Raw genomic sequence first — 18,921 nt, 5'->3', positions numbered from 1 at the left:
CCGCAGCACTGAAACGAATGGTCTGCTCGGTCACGACTTGCCCGCAATCCACAGGCTCGCGAAGACCAGCGCGACGATGCCGACCAGGAAGATCGCGACACCCTCGGTCGACGGGCCGTACCGGCCCAGGTTGAAACCGCCCTGGTCCTGGGTGCCCTTCAGGGACTCCTGGATGTAGGCGATGATGTCGGCCTTCTCCTGCGGAGAGATCTGGTTGTCGCCGAACACCGGCATGTTCTGCGGGCCGCTCAGCATCGCGGCGTAGATCTGCCGGTCGCTGGATGGCATCAGGCTCGGCGCGTACTTGCCCGAGGAGAGGGCGCCGCCGCCGCCGGTGAAGGCGTGGCACTGCGAGCAGTTGATCCGGAACAGCTCGCCGCCGGTGGCCACGTCGCCGTTCTGGTGCAGGTTGTTGCCCGCGGGGACCTGCGGGCCGCCGCCGAGCTCCTGGATGTATTGGCCGAGCTGGCGCACCTGCTCGTCGGTGAACTGCGGGTACTTCCGCGGGGCCTGGGCCTCCTGCCGGACCATCGGCATCCGGCCGGTGCCGACCTGGAACTCGACTGCGGCCGAACCGACACCGACCAGGCTCGGACCACGGTCCACGACGCCCTGGCCGTTGAGACCGTGGCAGGTCACACAGCTCACGTCGAACAGCGCCTTGCCCTCGTTGGCGGCGGCGCTGAGGGGCGGCGTGTCCTGCGCCTGCACGCCAGGGGCGAAGGCGGTGTAGGCGCCGCCGGCCAGCATCAGCGCGGCGGCCAGCCGGACCGCGGCACCCAGCCGGCGGCGGCCCCTGCTGCGCGCTACGGGCCGCCCGCGCAACCGCGCGAGCAGACCGCGTCGGCGGTCGTTGTCAGAAGTCATGACCTGTGTCCTTAACCGGTTGGACCTTGTCTCAGGGGACGGAGCAGCGGCGCGATGTGTGACGCGCCAAGATCACTGGAGCCAGTAGATCATGGCGTAGAGCCCGATCCACACGACGTCGACGAAGTGCCAGTAGTACGACACGACGATCGCCGACGTGGCCTGCGCCGGGGTGAACCGGCCCATGGTGGTGCGGATCATGAAGATGATGAAGGCCACCAGACCGCCGGACACGTGCAGACCGTGGAAGCCGGTGGTCAGGTAGAACATCGACCCGTACCCGTCTCCGTTGATCTTCACACCCTCGTGGACCAGGTTGCGATACTCGTTCGCCTGGCCGAGCACGAAGATCAGGCCCATCACGAAGGTGATCGTGAACCACCTGCGGAGGGCGTGGACGTCGCCCTTCTCGGCCGCGAAGACACCGAGCTGGCAGGTCACCGAGGACAACACCAGGATCACCGTGAAGGTGGTCGCGTAGGGGATGTTGAGGACCTCGGTGTGCTTCTCCCACTGCTCCGGCGCCGCCGCGCGGATCGAGAAGTACATCGCGAACAACGCCGCGAAGAACATGAGTTCGCTGGAGAGCCAGACGATCGTCCCCACGCTGACCATGTTTGGTCGGGTCAGGGAGTGGATCCGGCTCTTGTCAATGGCTGGGGCCGCAGTCACGCGGTCATTATTGCCCTTGACCGGGAACGACGATCAGCGGGGTGGCAAACCTGCGCCGACAGTGGCCCGATCGGGGTCGTCCGCTTCGCCTGACCTACCCTGAAAAGCGTGCTGCACGTCGATCCGATCTTCGTTGCTACCTCGGTCGCTCCGCCACGAGTCGCTCCGGCGCTCCTGGCGGCGGGCGGCGAGGCCGCCCTGCCGCCGTTCACCGTCGCGCGGATCCTCACCGAGGCCCGGCTGAACAGCTGGCTCGCCCTCGGCATTCTCCTCGCCGCCGGCCTCTACCTGTACGGCGTGTACCGGCTGCGGCTGCGCGGCGACCACTGGCCGGCGCTCCGGACGGTCTGCTTCCTCGGCCCCGGCCTGGGCGGCATCGCGGCGGTCACCCTCAGCGGGCTGGGCACGTACGACACCACCGTGCTGTCGGTGCACATGGTGCAGCACATGGTGCTGTCCATGATCTCGCCGATCTTCCTGGCGCTGGGCGCCCCGGTGACGCTCGCCCTGCGCACCCTCCCGGTGCGACCCCGCAAGCGGCTGCTGGCGATCGTGCACAGCCGGATCGCCCGGATCTACAGCTTCCCGCTGGTCGCGTTCGCCATCTTCGTGGTGAACCCGTTCGCGCTCTACTTCACCGACCTCTACCACTACACGCTGCAGCACGAGTGGGCGCACGAGCTGACCCACGCGCACTTCATCATGACCGGCTGCGTGTTCTTCTGGCCGCTGCTCGGCCTGGACCCGCTGCCCGGGCGCTGGCCGTACCCGGCCCGGGCCCTGCTGATGCTGCTCTCCGTGCCATTCCACACCGTGCTCGGGCTCACCATCATGCAGAGCACGACGCTGCTCGGCGGCGACTGGTACCCGTCGTTGCAGCTGAGCTGGTCGGACCCGTGGAACGACCAGGTGGTGGCCGGCGGCGTGCTCTGGGCCGGCGGTGAGTTCGTCAGCGTCACCATGCTGGCCGTGCTGGTCGTCCAGTGGATCAAACAGTCCGAACGGGAGGCCCGCCGGCTGGACCGCGAGCTGGACCGCCAGGAGGCGCGCGAGCGGGCCGCCGCCGAGGCCGCCGGCTGAGCTCCCCTGCGACAACTCCAGCTCGGCGCGTCTGACGCCGCGCCGCGACCTGGAGCCGTCGACGGGTACGCCAGGGCGGGCCGTCCGCCCGGATGTGACGACCGCTACGATCAGCGGGCAGCTACGAAGTGGGAGCCAGCCGGCATGAGTGATCGTCTTTGCACCGTCCTGCTCTACAGCGACGACCCGGAGGTCCGCGACCGGATGCGACTCGCCGTCGGCACCCGGCCCGCGCCCGGGCTCGCGATCGAGTTCGTCGAGGCCTCCGGCTACGCCGAGTGCGTCCGGCTGGTCGACGACTACGAGATCGACCTGCTCCTGCTCGACGGCGAGGCGACCCCGGGCGGCGGCATCGGCATCGCCCGCCAGATCAAGGACGACCGGGACGACGCCCCGCTGACCTGCGTGGTGCTCGCCCGCGCCGCCGACCGCTGGCTGGCCGCGTACGCCGAGGTCGACGCCACGCTGACCCACCCGCTCGACCCGGTGACCGCCGGCACCACCGTCGCCGAGCTGCTGCGGCGTACGCACGTCGCGGCCTGAGTCGACCCACTCGGCGCCACGGCAGCGTGGCCGTGGCGCCGCCAGGCGGCACTCCGGACCGGATGCCGGCCGCCACACCCGCTCTCCACGCCCCGCTCAGGAGGCCCACCATGGGCGAACGGACCTGGCCGCTGTTGCTCAACGCGCTGCTGCGCAACGAGGAACTCTCCACCGCCGACACCGCCTGGGCGATGGACGAGATCATGACCGGCTCGGCCAGCCCGGCGCAGGTGGCCGGCTTCGCGGTGGCGCTGCGCGCCAAGGGCGAGACCCCGGCCGAGCTGGCCGGCCTGGTGGAGGCGATGCTCGGCCGGTCCGTCGAGGTCGAGCTTCCCGAGGAGATCCGGGCCACCGCGCTGGACGTGGTCGGCACCGGCGGTGACCTCGCGCACACGGTCAACATCTCCACGATGACCGCGCTCGTGGCGGCCGGGGCCGGCGTCCGGGTGGTCAAGCACGGCAACCGCGCCGCCTCCTCCTCGTGCGGCACCGCCGACCTGCTGGAATACCTCGGCGTGCCGCTGGACCTGACCCCCGAGCAGGTGGCCCGGTGCGTCACCGAGGCCGGCATCGGGTTCTGCTTCGCGGCCCGCTTCCACCCGGGGATGCGCCACGCCGGCCCGGTCCGCCGGGAGGTCGGCGTACCCACCTTCTTCAACTTCCTCGGCCCGCTGACCAACCCGGCCCGCCCCCGGGCCGGCGCGGTCGGCTGCTTCGACCAGCGGATGGCGCCGGTGATGGCGGCCGTGTTCGCCGCCCGCGGGGACTCGGTGGTCGTGATGCGCGGCGAGGACGGGCTGGACGAGTTCAGTACCGCAGCGCCGACCCGGGTGTGGGTGGCCCAGCAGGGCACCGTCCGGGAGGCGCTGCTGGACGCGGTGGAGCTCGGCGTACGCCGGTCCACCCTGGCCGATCTGCGGGGCGGCGATGCGGAATACAACGCCGGCGTGGCCCGACGGCTGCTGGCCGGCGAGACCGGTCCGGTCCGGGACGCGGTGCTGGTGAACGCCGCGGTGGCCCTGGCCACCCAGGGCCCGCTCGACGGCGACCTGCACGAGGCGCTGCGGGCCGGCCTGGCCCGGGCGGCCGAGTCGATCGACTCCGGGGCCGCCGCCGGCGTCCTGGACCGGTGGCTTGAGGTCGGCCGCTCGCTCTGACCGAACACGCCGGCCGCACGCATGCGAAAGGCCCGCGTCCCCCAACCGGGGCGCGGGCCTTTTCGGCGCAGCCGTCAGATCAGTGTTCGGCGGTCCGGCGGGTGCCGGAGTAGTACTCGAAGAGCAGGCCGCAGGCGGTGAGGATGACCGCCACCGCGCCCACGCCTACCAGCCACAGCTGCCAGAAGACCAGCCCCAGGCCGGCGATCGTCGCGGCCAGGGCCACGCCGAACGGCCAGTAGCTGCCCGGGCTGAAGAAGCCGACCTCACCCGCGCCGTCGGCGATCTCACCGTCCGCCCGGTCCTCCGGGCGCAGGTCGATCCGGCGGGAGACGAACCAGAAGAAGCCGCCGCACATCGAGCAGAGCAGGAACGACAGCGCAAGCGCGACGGTGCCGACCCACTCGACCCGGCCGCTCTCGCCGGCCGTCCAGGCGCCGTAGAGGACGGCGGTGCCGGCGAGGAACGACGCCACGATCAGGAAGATTCGCCACTCGGTCTTCATGCCGGATCCCTCAGCTTCCCGCGCCGGCCGACGCGTCGGTCGGGTTGAAGTTGTTCGTGGTGCGCCGGGTGTCGAACGGCTCGGTGGTCGTGGCGTACGGCTTCTCGCCGATCGCCGTGAGCGCATCCTGCGTCGACTTGCCGGCCTTCTTCTCCGCGAGGAACTGGTCGAACTTCTGCGGCGAGACGACCCGCATCTCGAAGTTCATGAAGGCGTGGTAGGTGCCGCACAGCTCGGCGCAGCGGCCGACGAACGCGCCCTCCTGGTCGATGCTGGAGACCTCGAAGACGTTGCGGACGTTGCCCGGGAAGACGTCCCGCTTGAACAGCAGCTCCGGCACCCAGAAGGAGTGGACGACGTCGCGGCTCTGCTCCTCGAACCGGATCGACCGACCGCTCGGCAGGACCAGCACCGGGATGACGTCGCTGGTGCCGAGGACCGAGGCGACGGTGTTGGCGTCGCGGCCCTGGCCGTCGCGGTAGTTGAACTGCCAGTTCCACTTGAAGGCGACGACCTCGACGGTCATGTCGGGGTTCTTCGTGAGCTTGTTGACGTCGGTCTGCACGACCGCCGTGTAGTAGAAGAGCACGGAGACCACGAGGATCGGCGCGATGGTGTAGAGGAACTCCATCGGCAGGTTGTAGCGGGTCTGCACCGGCAGCTCGTTGCCCCGCTTCCGGTAGCGGATCACGCACCAGAAGATCAGGCCCCAGACGAACACGCCGACCGCGAGCGCCGCGATGCAGGACGCGATCCACAGGTCGTACATCCGGTGCGCCTCCGGAGTGATGCCGCCCTGCGGCCACCCGAAACCGCCGAACGTCTTGCCGACGTCGCAGCCGGTGAGCAGAACCAGCAGCGCGGCTCCGCCGAGGCCGAGCCCGGCAAGTCGACCAGCACCACGCCGCCGGCGTCCACCGGCCCCCTGGGAAGCGCTGTGCCGTACGGCCGACGACCGTACCTCCGAACTCCTTGCGACCACCTGGTCCTGCCTCCCTAGCGCGCCGCGGCGGTTGTTCCTCAACACCGACGGCAAAGGCGTCACCGACGGTCGCAGATTACTCGACCATGACTGGCCTGACCGTCTTGGGGTCACTCTCCGCCCTATCGGGGGGATCTTGAGCGTACCCAGGCGATAGCGTCACCTTCGTGAGCACATCCCCGGTCTACCTGGACGCGGCCGCCGCCGCTCCGCTGCATCCCGTCGCGCGGCAGGCGCTGCTGGCCGCCCTGGACGATGGTTGGGCCGACCCCGCCAGGCTCTACGCCCAGGCCCGCCGGGCACGGCAGCTCCTCGACGCCGCCCGCGAGGCCGCCGCGCAGACCCTCGGCGTCCGCGCCGACGAGCTCTCCTTCACCCCCAGCGGTACGACCGCGGCGCACGCCGCCGTGCTGGGTGGCCTGCTGGGGCGGCAGCGGGTGGGCGGCGCGCTGGTGCACTCCGCGATCGAGCACTCGGCCGTGCTGCACGCCGCGCAGCGGCACGTGGCCGACGGCGGGACGGCGAACTCCGTGCCGGTGGACCGGCTCGGCCGGCTCGACCTGGCCGCCTGGACGGCGGCGGTGGGCGCGCCCGGGGTGGCCCTGGCGGCCCTGATCGGGGCCAGCCACGAGGTGGGCACGGTGCAGCCGGTGCCGGCCGCGGCCGAGGCGTGCGCGCAGGTGGGGGTGCCGCTGTACGTCGACGCGGCGCAACTGGTCGGCCGGGCACCCCTGCCGGCCGGCTGGTCGGTGCTGACCGCGAGCGCGCACAAGTGGGGCGGGCCGCCCGGCGTCGGGCTGCTGGTGGTCCGCAAGGGCACCCGCTGGGAGTCGCCGTTCCCCGCCGACGAGCGGGAGTCGGGGCGTACCCCGGGGGTGCTGAACCTGCCGGCGGTGGTGGCCGCGGCGGCGAGCCTGCGCGCGGCGGCGGCCGACGCGGCAGCCGAGACCGCCCGGTTGGCGCCGCTGGTGGACCGGATCCGGGCCCGGGTGGCGGCCGAGGTGCCGGACGTGGAGGTGGTCGGCGACCCGGTGGACCGGCTTCCCCACCTGGTCACCTTCTCCTGCCTCTATGTGGACGGCGAGGCGCTGCTGCACGCGCTGGACCGGCGCGGCTTCGCGGTCTCCTCCGGTTCCTCCTGCACCTCGTCGACGCTGCGGCCGTCGCACGTGCTGGAGGCGATGGGGGTGCTGTCACACGGCAACGTCCGGGTGTCGCTGCACCGCGAGACGACCGAGGCGGAGGTGGAACGCTTCCTCGCCGAGCTTCCCGGGGTGGTCGCCGACCTGCGCGCCGAGGCGGGAGTGGCCGGGCTGTGAGCGCGAGGAGTGAGCCGGTTTTGCGAGCCCCGCAGTCGCGAACCGAGGCGGCGCTGTGAGCGAGCCGGACGAGGTGTTGGACTGCCGGGGCCAGCACTGCCCGCTACCGGTGATCAACCTGGCGCGTCGGCTGCCCGAACTGCCGGTCGGCGCGGTGTTGCGGGTGCTGGCCGACGATCCGGCCGCCGCAGTGGACATTCCGGCCTGGTGCCGGATGCGCGGCCAGGAGTTCCTCGCCGCCCACCCCAGCACCCCCGCCTACGACGTACGCCGAGTTTTGTAAGGAGGCCCCCTTTTACAGGTCAGCCTCGAACGGGTCAGCGGTCGAGCCAGATCAGGTGCAGCCGGCCGTTTGTTCGGGCGAGCAGGCGCAGCGTGCTTTCCGCGTCAGCGAACCGGCCGGTGTACGACCGCTCGGGGTCGCAGAAGAGCACGCCGTCGGCGAAGGAGAGCCCCCAGCCAATGAGCTCGGGCACATGGAGACCGGCCGCTACCAGCAGTTCCCCGAGGACATCGCGACGGTGTTGCGGGCCTGCGAGGTCGAGCAGAGCGCGATCGACCGGCTCACCGCCATCGCCACCCGCTCCGACGCGAAGACCCGGTGGGCACCCTGGGCGGCCGTCATGCCCGACTGGTTCAAGACGTACGTCGGTCTGGAGGGGCTGGCCGACAGCGCCTTCGTCTTCGAGTCGATGGTGATTCCCGGCCTGCTCCAGACCGAGAAGTACGCCCAGGCGTTGACCCTCGGCACCGGCTTCGTGCGGCCCGACCACGCCGAGCGGTTCGTCTCGTTCCGACAGGTGCGGGCCCGCCGCCTCACCGACGACCCGCCGCTCGGCCTGCACGCTGTGATCGGTGAGGCGGCGCTGCGGCTGCGGGTCAACGGGGATCAGACCCGGAGGGCCCAGCTCGCGCACTTGGCCGACATGTCCGAGCTGCCAAACGTCACCGTGCAGGTGCTCCGCCCCGAGGACGGCCCGCACGCGGCAGGCGCGATCGGCAAGTTCGTCCTGCTGGACTTCGCGCACGTCCGGCCAATCGCCTACACCGAGGTGCTCGACGGCGCCATGTACGTGCAGGATCCGGACGGCGTGCGGACCTATAGCATGGTGGCAGACAACCTGCGCCAGGTCGCCCTCTCGCCGGCCGAGTCCCGAGCGTTGATCAGGGAGCTGGCCGGCGCCTAGCTCCGGAGGCGATCGTGTCCGCCCCCGACCTCACCAACGCCCGCTGGTTCACCAGCAGCCGCAGCACCAACAACGGCGACTGCGTGGAGTGCGCCGTCCTGCCCGGCGCGATGGCGGTACGGGACAGCAAGGACCCCTCGGGCCCGGTGCTCCTCTTCGGGGCGGCCCAATGGTCGGCCTTCCTCACCACCACCCCCACCCCGCCCCCCACCAACTAACACCCAGCCCTAGGGCGATCTTGGACGGAAGTGGCCCCTGCCGGGGCCGATCCGTACCAAGATCTCAGAGCGTCGGGCTACGGGAGCAGGTGGGGACGGATGTCCTCGGCGGCCGCGTCGCCGTACGACTCGGCGAGGCGCTTGACGAACAGGTCCCGGCGGACCTGGTACTCCTGGGTGCCGACGGTCTCCAGCACCAGGGTGGCCAGCAGCGAGCCGACCTGGGCGGCCCGCTCCATGCCCAGCCCCCAGGAAAGGGCGGCGAAGAAGCCGGCCCGGAAGCCGTCGCCGACGCCGGTCGGATCGACCGCCTGGATCTCCCGGGCGATCGGCACGTGGATCGTGTCGAAGCCGCGGCCGGCGATCTCCGCGCCGTCCTTGCCCAGCGTGGTGACCCGGACCTTGACCCGGTCCAGCAGCTGCGCGTCGGTGAGACCGGCCTTGCTCAGCAGCAGCGACTTCTCGTAGTCGTTGGTCATCAGATATTCGGCGCCGTCGATCAGCCCGAGGACCTGTTCCCCGTCCATCCGGGCCAGCTGCTGTGACGGGTCGGCGATGAACGGGTAGCCGCGCTCCCGGCATTCTTCCGAGTGGCGGATCATCGCCGCCGGGTCGTTGGCGCCGACCAGCACCAGGTCGAGGCCGCCCAGCCGCTGCGCCACCGGGGCCAGCTCGATGTTGCGGGCCTCGCTCATCGCGCCGGCGTAGAACGAGGCGATCTGGCACATGTCGGTGTCGGTGGTGCAGACGAAACGCGCAGTGTGCGCCACCTCGCTGACGTGCACCGAGTCGCAGTCGACGCCGTGCCGCTCCAGCCACGACCGGTAGTCGGCGAAGTCGGCGCCGACCGCGCCGAGCAGCACCGGACGCAGCCCGAGCTGCGCCATGCCGAAGGCGATGTTCGCCGCCACGCCGCCACGCCGCAGCACCAGGTCGTCGACGAGGAACGACAGCGACACCTTGTGCAGCTGGTCCGCGATGAGCTGGTCGGCGAAGCGGCCGGGGAAGCTCATCAGGTGATCGGTGGCGATCGAGCCGGTCACGGCGATCTTCATGTCAACCCTCGTGGTCGGGAGCAAGGCGCCGGTCAGCCTACCGGTCACCCCGACTGCCCGGACGGGGTCGGTCGACAAGCGGTCGCCCGCCGCACATCTGGACGTTACCGCCCGGACACCCACCGAAAAGACACAACGGCACCCACCGGGGAGACACCGGCACCCGCCGGGAAGACACAACGGCGGGGCCGTCCGGTAGGGGACGGTCCCGCCGTTGTCGGGTATGTCAACCGGCGGCCCGGTGCGGGCCGCTGCGACGTCGACTCAGCTGAACGAGTCGCCGCAGGCGCAGGAGTTGCCGGCGTTCGGGTTGTCGATGGTGAAGCCCTGGGCGTCGATCCGATCGGCGAAGTCGATGGTCGCGCCGGTCAGGTAGGGCGCGCTCATTCGGTCGACGACGACCTCGACGCCGTCGTAGTCGGTGACGATGTCACCGTCGAGCGACCGCTCGTCGAAGAAGAGCTGGTACCGCAGGCCGGAGCAACCGCCCGGCTGCACGGCGACCCGGAGCCGCAGGTCGTCGCGGCCCTCCTGCTCGATCAGGGCCTTGACCTTCTGCGCCGCGACGTCGGTGAGGACGACGGTGTTGGGGGCCTTGGCCTCGGTCGACTCGGTCTGCGCTGGCGTGGTCACGTGGAAATCTCCCTGCCGCGTGTGGGTCCGGACGCACTGGCCAACATTCCCTGTCGCCCAGTCATTCCCGGTGTGGTCCAGACCCGATCGTACGCCGCCCTGGCGGAAGTCACCCCGGGTGCCGTGACTCGTGGCGGAAGCCACCGGGCCCCGGTCAGCGGCTCCACTGCCGGGCCAGCCGGGCGCCCAGCGCGCGCAGCCCCTCGACGGGCCGCTCCAGCGCCGCCGCCACCCCGCCGCGCTCCTCGCCGCCGAAGTGCTCCACCAGGCTGTACGCCTCGGTCACGCCCGCCGCGGCGGCCTCCCGCCGCCCGGTGCTCACCCGTCCGGCCAGCACCACGCAGGGCACGCCCCGGTCCCGGGCGGCCCCGGCCACCCCGGCCACGACCTTGCCGCGCAGCGACTGGTGGTCGAAGGACCCCTCCCCCGTGATCACCAGATCGGCGGCGTCCAGCGCGGCGTCCAGCCCGATGGCCCGGCTGACCAGTCCGATGCCGGACTCGCACCGGCCGCCGAGGGCGAGGATCGCCGCGCCGAGCCCACCGGCCGCGCCGCCGCCGGGCAGCGCGCCAAGTCCGGGCGGGCAGCCGGGCAGCTCGCCTTCCAGCACCGCGGCCCAACGCTCCAGCGCCGCGTCGAGCAGCAGCACGTCGGACCGGTCGGCGCCCTTCTGCGGGCCGTACACGTTGCTCGCGCCGTGCAGCCCGAGCATCGGGTTGTCGACGTCGGTGGCGGCGATCAGGGCGACCCCACGCAGCCGGGGGGCGCCGTCCAGCGCGGCCACCGCCGCGAGGGCTGCCCCGCCGTACGGCAGGGCCCGGCCGGTCTCGTCCAGCGCGGTGACGCCCAGCGGGGTGAACATGCCGGCGCCCCCGTCGTTGGTGGCGGAGCCGCCCAGCCCGATCACCACGGTCCGCGCGCCCGCCTCGACCGCGGCGGACAGCAGCAGCCCCAGCCCGTACGAGGTGGTGGTCTTCGGGTCGCGCTCGGCGGCGGACAGCAGGTGCAGCCCGCACGCCTGGGCGCTCTCCAGGTACGCGGTGCCGTCGTCGGTGAGCAGGATCTCACCGGTGGCGGGCCGGCCGAGCGGGTCGACGGTCGGCACCGGCAGCCGCCGCCCGTCGAGCGCCTCGGCGAGCACGCCGACGAACCCGGGCCCGCCGTCGGCGAGCGGCCGGAGCAGCAACTCGTCGGCGGGGGCCACGGTCCGCCAGCCCTCGGCAACCGCGGCGGCCACCTCCTGGGCCGGCAGGTTGCCGGCGAACTTGTCCGGGCAGAGCAGCACGCGCATGCGCAGCAGTGTGGCAGGCCACATCGGCGGCGGCTGCGCGACCGTCCGGCTGTGGGACGATGGGAGGCGTGACTTCGACCTGGGTTGAGCCCTCCAACACCGCCACTGCGCTGCTGCTCCTCGGCCGCGGCAGCGACCCCGCCACCGAGCGTGGCGTGGAGTGTCCGGGTGACCTCCCCGCGCCGAGCGACCCGGGCCTGGTGGCCCGGGCGGCGGCGGCGAAGGCCGCGCTCGGCACGAAGGTCTTCGTGCTGGGCCACCACTACCAGCGCGACGAGGTGATTCAGTTCGCCGACGTGACCGGCGACTCGTTCAAGCTGGCCCGCGAGGCGGCGGCCCGCCCCGACGCGGAATACATCGTCTTCTGCGGCGTGCACTTCATGGCCGAGAGCGCCGACATCCTCACCTCGGACCGGCAGCGGGTGATCCTGCCCGACCTCGCCGCCGGCTGCTCGATGGCCGACATGGCCGTGCTGTCGCAGGTCGAGACCGCCTGGGACGTGCTGACCGAGCTGGGCGTCGCGGCGGACACCGTCCCGGTGACCTACATGAACTCCTCGGCCGACATCAAGGGCTTCGTCGGCCGGCACGGCGGTGTGGTCTGCACCTCGTCCAACGCGAAGCGGGCGCTGGACTGGGCCTACCAGCAGGGGTCGAAGGTGCTCTTCCTGCCCGATCAGCACCTGGGCCGCAACACGGCGGTGCTGGAGATGGGCTTCTCCCTGGACGACTGCGTCCTCTACGACCCGCACAAGCCGAACGGCGGGCTCACCCCGGAGCAGCTGCGCGACGCGAAGATGATCCTGTGGCGCGGGCACTGCTCGGTGCACGGCCGGTTCACGCTGGACAGCGTCAACGACGTCCGGGAGCGGGTGCCGGGGGTCAACGTGCTGGTCCACCCGGAGTGCCGGCACGAGGTGGTCACCGCCGCCGACTTCGTCGGCTCGACGGAATACATCATCAAGGCCATCGAGGCGGCCCCGGCCGGCTCGGCGTGGGCGGTGGGCACCGAGCTGAACCTGGTCCGTCGGCTGGCGATCGCCCACCCCGACAAGCAGATCATGTTCCTGGATCGGGCGGTCTGCTACTGCTCGACGATGAACCGGATCGACCTGCCGCACCTGGTGTGGGCGCTGGAGGAGCTGGTCGCCGGTCGCGTGGTCAACCAGATCACCGTCGACCCGGACACCGCGCACCACGCCCGGGTCGCGCTGGATCAGATGCTCGCCCTCCCGGGCGCCTGATCACCCTCAGTCACGTAACTAGCACGGAAAAGCACGGGACACCCCAGTTCGTGCCCCCACTGGTGATGTGACCGATTACATTTTCGTCACGGAGGGCTATGCTGCCGGGGCGACGAACTACGCGGGTCGTTTGCCCGTGGCCGCATTCCGGGTAGCGATGCAGATCGTGGGCCCCATCATCTACACGGCAGCACCAACGCGCTGGAGGTTGCGTTGACCGACGACGTCCTGGTCGTACACGGAGGCACTCCCCTGGAAGGGCGGATCCGCGTACGCGGCGCGAAAAACCTCGTATCCAAAGCGATGGTCGCCGCCCTGCTGGGTGACACCCCGAGCCGGCTGTACGACGTGCCGCGGATCCGGGACGTCGAGGTGGTCCGCGGGCTGCTCGGCCTGCACGGGGTCAAGGTCAGCGACGGCGACGAGGACGGGGAGCTCGTCTTCGACCCGTCCAACGTCGAGAGCGCCAGCACCGACCAGATCAACGTGCACGCCGGCTCCAGCCGGATTCCGATCCTGTTCTGCGGCCCGCTGCTGCACCGGCTCGGTCACGCCTTCATCCCGGACCTGGGCGGCTGCCACATCGGCCCGCGTCCGATCGACTTCCACCTGCAGGCGCTGCGGGAGTTCGGCGCGACCGTCGAGAAGACGCCGGAGGGCCTGCACCTGTCGGCGCCGAACGGGCTGCACGGCACCAAGTTCGCCCTGCCGTACCCGAGCGTGGGCGCCACCGAGCAGGTGCTGCTGACCGCGGTGATGGCCGAGGGCGTCACCGAGCTGCGCAACGCGGCGGTCGAGCCGGAGATCATCGACCTGATCTGCGTCCTGCAGAAGATGGGCGCGATCATCAAGGTGCACACCGACCGGGTGATCGAGATCCAGGGGGTGAAGCGGCTCAGCGGCTACACCCACCGGCCGATCCCGGACCGGATCGAGGCGGCCAGTTGGGCGGCGGCGGCGCTGGCCACCCGCGGTCACGTCGAGGTGCTCGGCGCCCAGCAGGCCGACATGATGACCTTCCTCAACATCTTCCGCTCCGTCGGCGGCGAGTACGAGGTGACCGACCTCCGGCCGCCGCGGGCCGGGAGCCCGGGCCAGGAGGGCGGCATCCGGTTCTGGCACCCGGGCGGTGAGTTGAACGCGGTGGCGCTGGAGACCGACGTCCACCCCGGCTTCATGACCGACTGGCAGCAGCCCCTCGTCGTGGCGCTGACCCAGGCGCGCGGCCTGTCGATCGTCCACGAGACGGTCTACGAGCAGCGGCTCGGCTACACCCAGGCGTTGAACTCGATGGGCGCCAACATCCAGGTCTACCGGGACTGCCTGGGCGGCACCCCGTGCCGCTTCGGCCGGCGCAACTTCAAGCACTCCGCCGTGATCGCCGGCCCGAGCAAGCTGCACGCGGCCGACCTGGTCATCCCGGACCTGCGCGCCGGGTTCAGCCACCTGATCGCGGCCCTCGCCGCCGAGGGCACCTCCCGGGTGTACGGCGTCGACCTGATCAACCGCGGCTACGAGGACTTCGAGGCCAAGCTGGCGAACCTGGGCGCACACGCAGAGCGTCCGTAACATCACACTGAGTTTCCCGCGCCCGGTGCACCTGCGATGTGCATCGGGCGCGACTGTTTGGCTACCCTTCACGAGTGCCCCTGTTTCGTCGTAAGCCCACCGACCTCGTCGAAGAGTCCGTCGCCACGGTGACGACCGACGAGTCGCCCGTTGCCGCCCGCTCCCGGGGCTACACCCCCAGCAAGAAGGAACTCGGCGTGCCGACGCCGAAGCGGCCCACCGCGGGCCGCCGGCCGGGCGCGCCGACCAAGCCGCTGAACAAGGAGGAGGCGCGGGAGCAGCGCCGGGTGGCGCGGGCCGAGGCCGCGGCCGAGTTCCGCCGCGAGGGCGGCCCCCGTGACCGGGGTCCCGAGCGGCTGCTGGCCCGCAACGTGGTCGACTCCCGGCGTACGGTGGGCACCTGGTTCTTCGGCGGCGCGCTGATCGTGCTGCTCGGCTCCAACCAGGCCATGCCGCCGATCGTCCGGCTGCTCTCCAACGTCCTGTGGGCCGCGCTGGCGCTGGGTGTGCTGATCGACTCGATCCTGATCTCGCGCCGGATCAAGAAGCTGGTCCGCGAGCGCTTCCCCAAGAGCGGCGAGCGGCTCGGCTCGCTCTACTTCTACGCGATCATGCGCTCGATCACGTTCCGCAAGATGCGGGCGCCGGCGCCCCAGGTGGCCATCGGCGACAAGATCTGACCGGGCGCGGCCCGGATCCGGCCCCTTCCCGCCTCGGCGGGGAGGGGCCGCTTCACGCCACCCCGAGCAGGCGCAGCAGCGCGGTGGTGCCGGCCGCCGCGACCACGACCAGGACGAAGGGCGCCCGCCGCCAGGCCAGCGCGAGCCCGACCAGCACCCCCGCCGGCCGGGCGTAGCCGGCGAACCCGCCGGCCTCGGTCAGCGCGGCGGTGGCGGCGAGCGCGGCCAGCAGGGCGGCGGCGCCGACCGGCAGCAGCCGTCGGGACCACTCGGGCAGTTCCAGCCGGTCGCGCAGGAGCACCCCGGCGACCCGGAAGCCGTACGTGCCGGCGGCCAGGGCGATGATCACGGCGATCAGCATGACGTCTCCTCGGTACGCACGACCGCCCCCGGCACGGTGGCCGCGTCCGGCCCGATCGCCGCGGACGGCCTACGCTGGCGCAGCGCGGGCACGACGACGGCGACGAGGGCGAGCAGCACCGGCAGGCCCGCGGGCAGGAACGGGGTGGCCAGCACGGCGAGCCCGGCGCCGGCCAGCGCGACCCGGCGGGTCTGCGCGTCCCGCAGGCTCGGCAGCAGCAGGGCGGCCAGCCCGGCCGGGAAGGCGGCGTCGAGGCCGAGCACGGCCGGGTCGCCGACCGCACCGCCGGCCAGCACGCCGAGGAAGGTGCCCGCGTTCCAGGCCAGGAAGAGCAGCGCCCCGGCGACCCAGAACGCGTGCCGCCGGATCGGCCCGGCCGGCCGGGCCAGGGCGAACGCCGTCGCCTCGTCGGTCATCAGGTGACTGCCGAGCAGCCGCCGCCAGCGCGCCGGGCCGAGGCTGTCGCCGAGGGTCAGGCCGAACGGCAGGTGCCGGGCGTTGAGCAGCAGCCCGGCGAGGACCGCCGCGAGCGGGCTGCCGGCGGCCACCAGACCCACCGCCATGAACTGCGCGCCGCCGGCGTACACGAACACCGACATGGCGAGGGTGGCCCAGGTGGGCAGGCCGGCCGCCACGGCCATCGCGCCGAACGAGGCGCCGACGGCGACCATCGCCGCGCCGATGGCGGCGACGTCGCGGAGCACCGCCGCGTCGACCGTTCGATTTACCGTACGCATGGTCCATTATCCTGGACGCAACGGCATGTGTTCGTCAAACCGAACAGACCGACCTATGGAGCGAACAAATGGCGGTCGATCCCACTCCCCCGCTGGCCACCATCGCAGCCGCCCTGCGCCGCGAGCGAGACCGGGCGGGCATCTCGCTGACCGAACTGGCCCGCCGGGCCGGCATCGCCAAGTCCACCCTGTCCCAGCTGGAGAACGGCGTCGGCAACCCGAGCGTCGAGACGCTGTGGGCGCTCGGGGTCGCGCTGGGCGTACCGTTCAGCCGGCTGGTCGAACCCCCCACGGCCGCCATCCGGGTCGTCCGGGCCGGCGAAGGCCCCCGGATCCGCTCCGAGCACGCCGACTTCTCCGCCACCCTGCTCGCCGCCGGCGCGCCGCACGCCCGCCGCGACGTGTACGTGATGGAGCTGGAGCCCGGGGCGGTCCGGGTAGCCGAGGCGCACACCCCGCGCAGCGTCGAGCACGTCGTGGTGGCGGCCGGCCGGATGCGCCTCGGCCCGGATTCCGAACTGGTCGAGCTGGGTCCGGGCGACTACGCCACGTTCCCCGGCGACACACCGCACCGATACGAGGCACTGGCCCCGGGCACCTTCGCCGTGCTCGTAATGGAGCACCCCTGAGCCGGCAGCCGGGTCCGGCCGAGCCGGGGAGCGCGAGGCGGCCCAGCGAGCGGCGGCGACGCCGGCAACAGGGCACGAAATCAGATACGTAGAGTGACAGCAACCGCTCCCAACGCCCCCCACTCACGCCGCCTTTGCTCTGCAGCCATATACGCAACGGCCACGTACGGCTACAGCCGCGTATATGGCTGCAGAGCAAAGGCGGGTGAATGACGGATTCCAGGGGGAGCATGCTTCACGGTTTTTCGCTGGTCACACGACTGAGACAGCATCAACCCCGCATGGGGGCACTCCCAACGCCATCACGCTGGGTGACAGCGCGAACCTGCGACGGCGCTCATCACTCGCAGTTATTGACGGAGCGACAGATGCGCCTGGGCACGCCGATGATCCGGAGACATGCCGGCGCTCAGCCGACCTCCGCCGGGGCGCGGTAGAGCCGGGCGACGACCTCCTCGATGTCCGGCTCGACGATCGAGATGTCCCGCAGGGCGGCCAGGCCGGCGAGCCCGGCCACCACCTCGGCGACGCTCGCCGACTCCAGCGCGAAGAGCAGCCGGTGCCCGTCCGCCTCCACCCGCACCAGCAGCGCGCCGGGCAGCGCCGGCGGCTCGGGCAGCGGGGCGTCCAACTCGGCGACGACCATCCGGCGGGAACCGTAGCGGCTGTGCAGCGCGGCGATCGAGCCGTCGTGCACCACCCGACCGTGGTCGATCACCACGAGCCGCTGGCAGAGCCGCTCGATGTCAGCCAGGTCGTGGGTGGTGAGCACCAGGGTGGTGTCGCCGGCCCGGCCCAGCTCGGTCAGGAAGCCCCGGACGGCCTGCTTGCTCACCACGTCCAGCCCGATGGTCGGCTCGTCGAGGAAGAGCACCTCCGGGCCGTGCAGCAGCGCGGCGGTCAACTCGCCACGCATCCGCTGCCCCAGAGAGAGCTGCCGGACCGGAGTGTCCAGGAACTCGTCCAGGTCGAGCAGGCCGCGGCAGCGGGCCAGCCGGGCGGCGTGCTCGCCCACGGGCACCCGGTAGACGTGCCGGAGCAGCTCGAACGAGTCGCGCAGCGGCAGATCCCACCAGAGCTGCGAGCGCTGCCCGAAGACCACGCCGATGCGCAGCGCCAGGCGGGTCCGCTCGGCCACCGGGCGCAGCCCGCAGACCCGGGCCTCGCCCGCCGACGGCATGAGCACGCCGGTGAGCATCTTCAAAGTGGTCGACTTGCCGGCCCCGTTCGGGCCGATGTAGCCGACCATCTCGCCGCGTTCGACCCGCAGGTCGATCCCGTCGACCGCGGTGACCGTGCGCCGCTCCCGGCGCAGCCGGCCCGCCTTCACCCGGACCGTGAACTCCTTGCGCAACCCGCGCAGCTCGATGACGCTCACGACCCCGTACTCCGGTAGTGGCGGATCCCGACGCGCCAGGCCAGGGCGGCGATCGCCGCGGCGACCAGCGCGACGCCCGGCGCGGCCCAGCCGACCCAGGCGGGCAGGCCGAGCGGGTCGGCCCGGCCGAGCAACGCCAGCGCCGGGTGGTAGCTGACGAAGGCGAACCCCATCCCGTACGCGAAGAGCGTGCGGAACCAGCCGCCGTAGACGGTGACCGGGTACGCCGTGAAGTCGCGCCCGCCGTAGGTGACCGAGTTGGCCAGCTCGCCCGAGTCGATCCAGTAGAACGACACGGTGGCCGTGGTGACGAAGACGGAGCCGAAGAACACCACCCCGGCGAGCGGGGCGACCACCACCAGCGCCGCCCGCTCCGGCGTCCAATGGATGCCGGCCGAGGCGAGCGCCACCACCAGGACGGCCAGCCCGAAGACCGCCCGGGACACCTTGCGCAGCGGCAGGTCCATGAGCAGCAGTTGGGGCAGCGCGGCCAGCGGGCGGACCAGCACCGCGTCGAACAGGCCGGTGCGGACGTACCGGGACAGCCGCTCGATGTTGCCGACCAGCAGGTCCGCGCTGGCGAACGCGAACGACGACAGGCCGACGATGACCAGCGTCTCGCGGAGCGTGAAGCCACCCAACTCCCGGGTCACCCCAAAGAGCACGAATACGGTGACCACGTCGAACGCGGTGGCCCCGACGTTGCCGACCAGGTCCACCACGAACGACGTCCGATAGGCCGCCTGCGACCGGGCCTGCGCGCCGAGCAGCGCCCGGTAAGCGGTCAGCACCCCCGGCTCAGCCACCCCGCACC

General features: G+C 71.9%; 23 protein-coding genes. 11 read left to right on the top strand and 12 right to left on the bottom strand.

What is annotated here, in order from left to right:
• Nucleotides 1-30: 30 nt before the first annotated feature.
• On the bottom strand, nt 31-867 hold the full coding sequence (locus AB0C02_RS19905; protein ID WP_357549836.1) for a cytochrome c: 837 nt from the start codon (nt 865-867) through the stop codon (nt 31-33).
• Nucleotides 868-939: 72 nt separating this feature from the next.
• Nucleotides 940-1,539, bottom strand: a complete 600-nt coding sequence (locus AB0C02_RS19900) for a heme-copper oxidase subunit III (RefSeq protein WP_357549835.1) — start codon at nt 1,537-1,539, stop codon at nt 940-942.
• A gap of 174 nt (nt 1,540-1,713) precedes the next feature.
• Here AB0C02_RS19900 and AB0C02_RS19895 point away from each other — a divergent pair, with 174 nt between their 5' ends.
• From AB0C02_RS19895 to trpD, 3 genes are all read left to right on the top strand, one after another.
• Nucleotides 1,714-2,619: a cytochrome c oxidase assembly protein gene (locus tag AB0C02_RS19895; protein ID WP_357549868.1), complete on the top strand. Its 906-nt coding sequence runs from the start codon at nt 1,714-1,716 to the stop codon at nt 2,617-2,619.
• Nucleotides 2,620-2,763: 144 nt separating this feature from the next.
• Nucleotides 2,764-3,162, top strand: a complete 399-nt coding sequence (locus AB0C02_RS19890; protein WP_357549834.1) for a hypothetical protein — start codon at nt 2,764-2,766, stop codon at nt 3,160-3,162.
• A 110-nt stretch (nt 3,163-3,272) separates the two neighbouring features.
• A complete protein-coding gene (trpD, locus tag AB0C02_RS19885) occupies nt 3,273-4,319 on the top strand; it encodes an anthranilate phosphoribosyltransferase (RefSeq protein ID WP_357549833.1) in 1,047 nt (348 codons plus the stop codon).
• A 79-nt stretch (nt 4,320-4,398) separates the two neighbouring features.
• Here trpD and AB0C02_RS19880 read toward each other — a convergent pair whose 3' ends face one another.
• Both AB0C02_RS19880 and coxB read right to left on the bottom strand, forming a co-directional pair.
• Complete coding sequence (locus tag AB0C02_RS19880; RefSeq protein ID WP_357549832.1) at nt 4,399-4,824, bottom strand: cytochrome c oxidase subunit 4; 426 nt, start codon at nt 4,822-4,824, stop codon at nt 4,399-4,401.
• A gap of 10 nt (nt 4,825-4,834) precedes the next feature.
• Nucleotides 4,835-5,806 carry a cytochrome c oxidase subunit II gene (coxB, locus tag AB0C02_RS19875; protein WP_357549831.1) on the bottom strand — a complete coding sequence of 324 codons (972 nt, stop codon included), beginning with the start codon at nt 5,804-5,806 and terminating at the stop codon, nt 4,835-4,837.
• 167 nt (nt 5,807-5,973) lie between these two features.
• On the opposite strand from coxB, the gene AB0C02_RS19870 reads away from it, so the two are divergent.
• Both AB0C02_RS19870 and AB0C02_RS19865 read left to right on the top strand, forming a co-directional pair.
• Complete coding sequence (locus tag AB0C02_RS19870) at nt 5,974-7,125, top strand: aminotransferase class V-fold PLP-dependent enzyme (RefSeq protein ID WP_357549830.1); 1,152 nt, start codon at nt 5,974-5,976, stop codon at nt 7,123-7,125.
• Between the two features lie 55 nt (nt 7,126-7,180).
• Nucleotides 7,181-7,408: a sulfurtransferase TusA family protein gene (locus AB0C02_RS19865; RefSeq protein ID WP_357549829.1), complete on the top strand. Its 228-nt coding sequence runs from the start codon at nt 7,181-7,183 to the stop codon at nt 7,406-7,408.
• Between the two features lie 34 nt (nt 7,409-7,442).
• Here the strand turns inward: AB0C02_RS19865 and AB0C02_RS19860 are convergent, their stop codons facing one another.
• Nucleotides 7,443-7,601, bottom strand: coding sequence for a hypothetical protein (locus tag AB0C02_RS19860; RefSeq protein ID WP_357549828.1), 159 nt, complete (start codon nt 7,599-7,601; stop codon nt 7,443-7,445).
• Here AB0C02_RS19860 and AB0C02_RS19855 point away from each other — a divergent pair, their 5' ends adjacent.
• Together AB0C02_RS19855 and AB0C02_RS19850 are read left to right on the top strand one after the other, a co-directional pair.
• A complete protein-coding gene (locus AB0C02_RS19855) occupies nt 7,602-8,312 on the top strand; it encodes a DUF5753 domain-containing protein (RefSeq protein WP_357549827.1) in 711 nt (236 codons plus the stop codon).
• Between the two features lie 14 nt (nt 8,313-8,326).
• Nucleotides 8,327-8,530: a DUF397 domain-containing protein gene (locus AB0C02_RS19850; RefSeq protein WP_357549826.1), complete on the top strand. Its 204-nt coding sequence runs from the start codon at nt 8,327-8,329 to the stop codon at nt 8,528-8,530.
• A 77-nt stretch (nt 8,531-8,607) separates the two neighbouring features.
• On the opposite strand, the gene AB0C02_RS19845 is transcribed toward AB0C02_RS19850, so the two are convergent.
• The 3 genes from AB0C02_RS19845 to AB0C02_RS19835 form a co-directional block, all read right to left on the bottom strand.
• Nucleotides 8,608-9,585 carry a carbohydrate kinase family protein gene (locus AB0C02_RS19845; protein WP_357549825.1) on the bottom strand — a complete coding sequence of 326 codons (978 nt, stop codon included), beginning with the start codon at nt 9,583-9,585 and terminating at the stop codon, nt 8,608-8,610.
• 264 nt (nt 9,586-9,849) lie between these two features.
• A complete protein-coding gene (gene erpA, locus AB0C02_RS19840; protein WP_357549824.1) occupies nt 9,850-10,218 on the bottom strand; it encodes an iron-sulfur cluster insertion protein ErpA in 369 nt (122 codons plus the stop codon).
• Between the two features lie 154 nt (nt 10,219-10,372).
• The gene (locus AB0C02_RS19835; RefSeq protein ID WP_357549823.1) at nt 10,373-11,533 is read right to left on the bottom strand and encodes a glycerate kinase; all 1,161 of its coding nucleotides are present in this window, start codon (nt 11,531-11,533) and stop codon (nt 10,373-10,375) included.
• A 44-nt stretch (nt 11,534-11,577) separates the two neighbouring features.
• On the opposite strand from AB0C02_RS19835, the gene nadA reads away from it, so the two are divergent.
• From nadA to AB0C02_RS19820, 3 genes are all read left to right on the top strand, one after another.
• Entirely contained in the window at nt 11,578-12,753 is a 1,176-nt protein-coding gene (gene nadA, locus AB0C02_RS19830) for a quinolinate synthase NadA (RefSeq protein WP_357549822.1), read from the top strand.
• A gap of 213 nt (nt 12,754-12,966) precedes the next feature.
• On the top strand, nt 12,967-14,322 hold the full coding sequence (gene murA / locus AB0C02_RS19825) for a UDP-N-acetylglucosamine 1-carboxyvinyltransferase (protein WP_357549821.1): 1,356 nt from the start codon (nt 12,967-12,969) through the stop codon (nt 14,320-14,322).
• 74 nt (nt 14,323-14,396) lie between these two features.
• Nucleotides 14,397-15,002 (top strand): DUF3043 domain-containing protein, encoded by a 606-nt coding sequence (locus tag AB0C02_RS19820; protein WP_357549820.1) that lies wholly within the window; start codon nt 14,397-14,399, stop codon nt 15,000-15,002.
• Between the two features lie 52 nt (nt 15,003-15,054).
• On the opposite strand, the gene AB0C02_RS19815 is transcribed toward AB0C02_RS19820, so the two are convergent.
• The gene (locus AB0C02_RS19815; RefSeq protein WP_357549819.1) at nt 15,055-15,363 is read right to left on the bottom strand and encodes an AzlD domain-containing protein; all 309 of its coding nucleotides are present in this window, start codon (nt 15,361-15,363) and stop codon (nt 15,055-15,057) included.
• On the bottom strand, nt 15,357-16,100 hold the full coding sequence (locus AB0C02_RS19810) for an AzlC family ABC transporter permease (protein WP_357549818.1): 744 nt from the start codon (nt 16,098-16,100) through the stop codon (nt 15,357-15,359). Before AB0C02_RS19810 ends, AB0C02_RS19815 begins: the two co-directional genes overlap by 7 nt.
• Nucleotides 16,101-16,168: 68 nt before the next feature.
• Between AB0C02_RS19810 and AB0C02_RS19805 the strand changes: the two genes are divergently transcribed.
• On the top strand, nt 16,169-16,729 hold the full coding sequence (locus tag AB0C02_RS19805) for an XRE family transcriptional regulator (RefSeq protein WP_357549817.1): 561 nt from the start codon (nt 16,169-16,171) through the stop codon (nt 16,727-16,729).
• A gap of 409 nt (nt 16,730-17,138) precedes the next feature.
• Here the strand turns inward: AB0C02_RS19805 and AB0C02_RS19800 are convergent, their stop codons facing one another.
• Nucleotides 17,139-18,107 carry an ATP-binding cassette domain-containing protein gene (locus AB0C02_RS19800; RefSeq protein ID WP_357549816.1) on the bottom strand — a complete coding sequence of 323 codons (969 nt, stop codon included), beginning with the start codon at nt 18,105-18,107 and terminating at the stop codon, nt 17,139-17,141.
• Nucleotides 18,104-18,913, bottom strand: a complete 810-nt coding sequence (locus AB0C02_RS19795; protein ID WP_357549815.1) for an ABC-2 family transporter protein — start codon at nt 18,911-18,913, stop codon at nt 18,104-18,106. Before AB0C02_RS19795 ends, AB0C02_RS19800 begins: the two co-directional genes overlap by 4 nt.
• Nucleotides 18,914-18,921: the final 8 nt, after the last annotated feature.

Source organism: Micromonospora sp. NPDC048999 (genome assembly GCF_040649295.1).
Taxonomy (GTDB): Bacteria; Actinomycetota; Actinomycetes; order Mycobacteriales; family Micromonosporaceae; genus Micromonospora.
Note: the sequence above shows the minus strand (reverse complement) of the source record. Positions and strands in the feature narration are given on the sequence as shown.

Excerpts from the sequence above, each read along its gene's own strand:
- AB0C02_RS19835 (WP_357549823.1), bottom strand. The coding sequence starts at position 11,533 with ATGTGGCCTGCCACACTGCTGCGCATGCGCGTGCTGCTCTGCCCGGAC.
- AB0C02_RS19890 (WP_357549834.1), top strand. The coding sequence starts at position 2,764 with ATGAGTGATCGTCTTTGCACCGTCCTGCTCTACAGCGACGACCCGGAG.
- AB0C02_RS19880 (WP_357549832.1), bottom strand. The coding sequence starts at position 4,824 with ATGAAGACCGAGTGGCGAATCTTCCTGATCGTGGCGTCGTTCCTCGCC.
- AB0C02_RS19855 (WP_357549827.1), top strand. The coding sequence starts at position 7,602 with ATGGAGACCGGCCGCTACCAGCAGTTCCCCGAGGACATCGCGACGGTG.
- AB0C02_RS19845 (WP_357549825.1), bottom strand. The coding sequence starts at position 9,585 with ATGAAGATCGCCGTGACCGGCTCGATCGCCACCGATCACCTGATGAGC.
- AB0C02_RS19905 (WP_357549836.1), bottom strand. The coding sequence starts at position 867 with ATGACTTCTGACAACGACCGCCGACGCGGTCTGCTCGCGCGGTTGCGC.
- AB0C02_RS19810 (WP_357549818.1), bottom strand. The coding sequence starts at position 16,100 with ATGCGTACGGTAAATCGAACGGTCGACGCGGCGGTGCTCCGCGACGTC.
- AB0C02_RS19805 (WP_357549817.1), top strand. The coding sequence starts at position 16,169 with ATGGCGGTCGATCCCACTCCCCCGCTGGCCACCATCGCAGCCGCCCTG.
- AB0C02_RS19815 (WP_357549819.1), bottom strand. The coding sequence starts at position 15,363 with ATGCTGATCGCCGTGATCATCGCCCTGGCCGCCGGCACGTACGGCTTC.
- trpD (WP_357549833.1), top strand. The coding sequence starts at position 3,273 with ATGGGCGAACGGACCTGGCCGCTGTTGCTCAACGCGCTGCTGCGCAAC.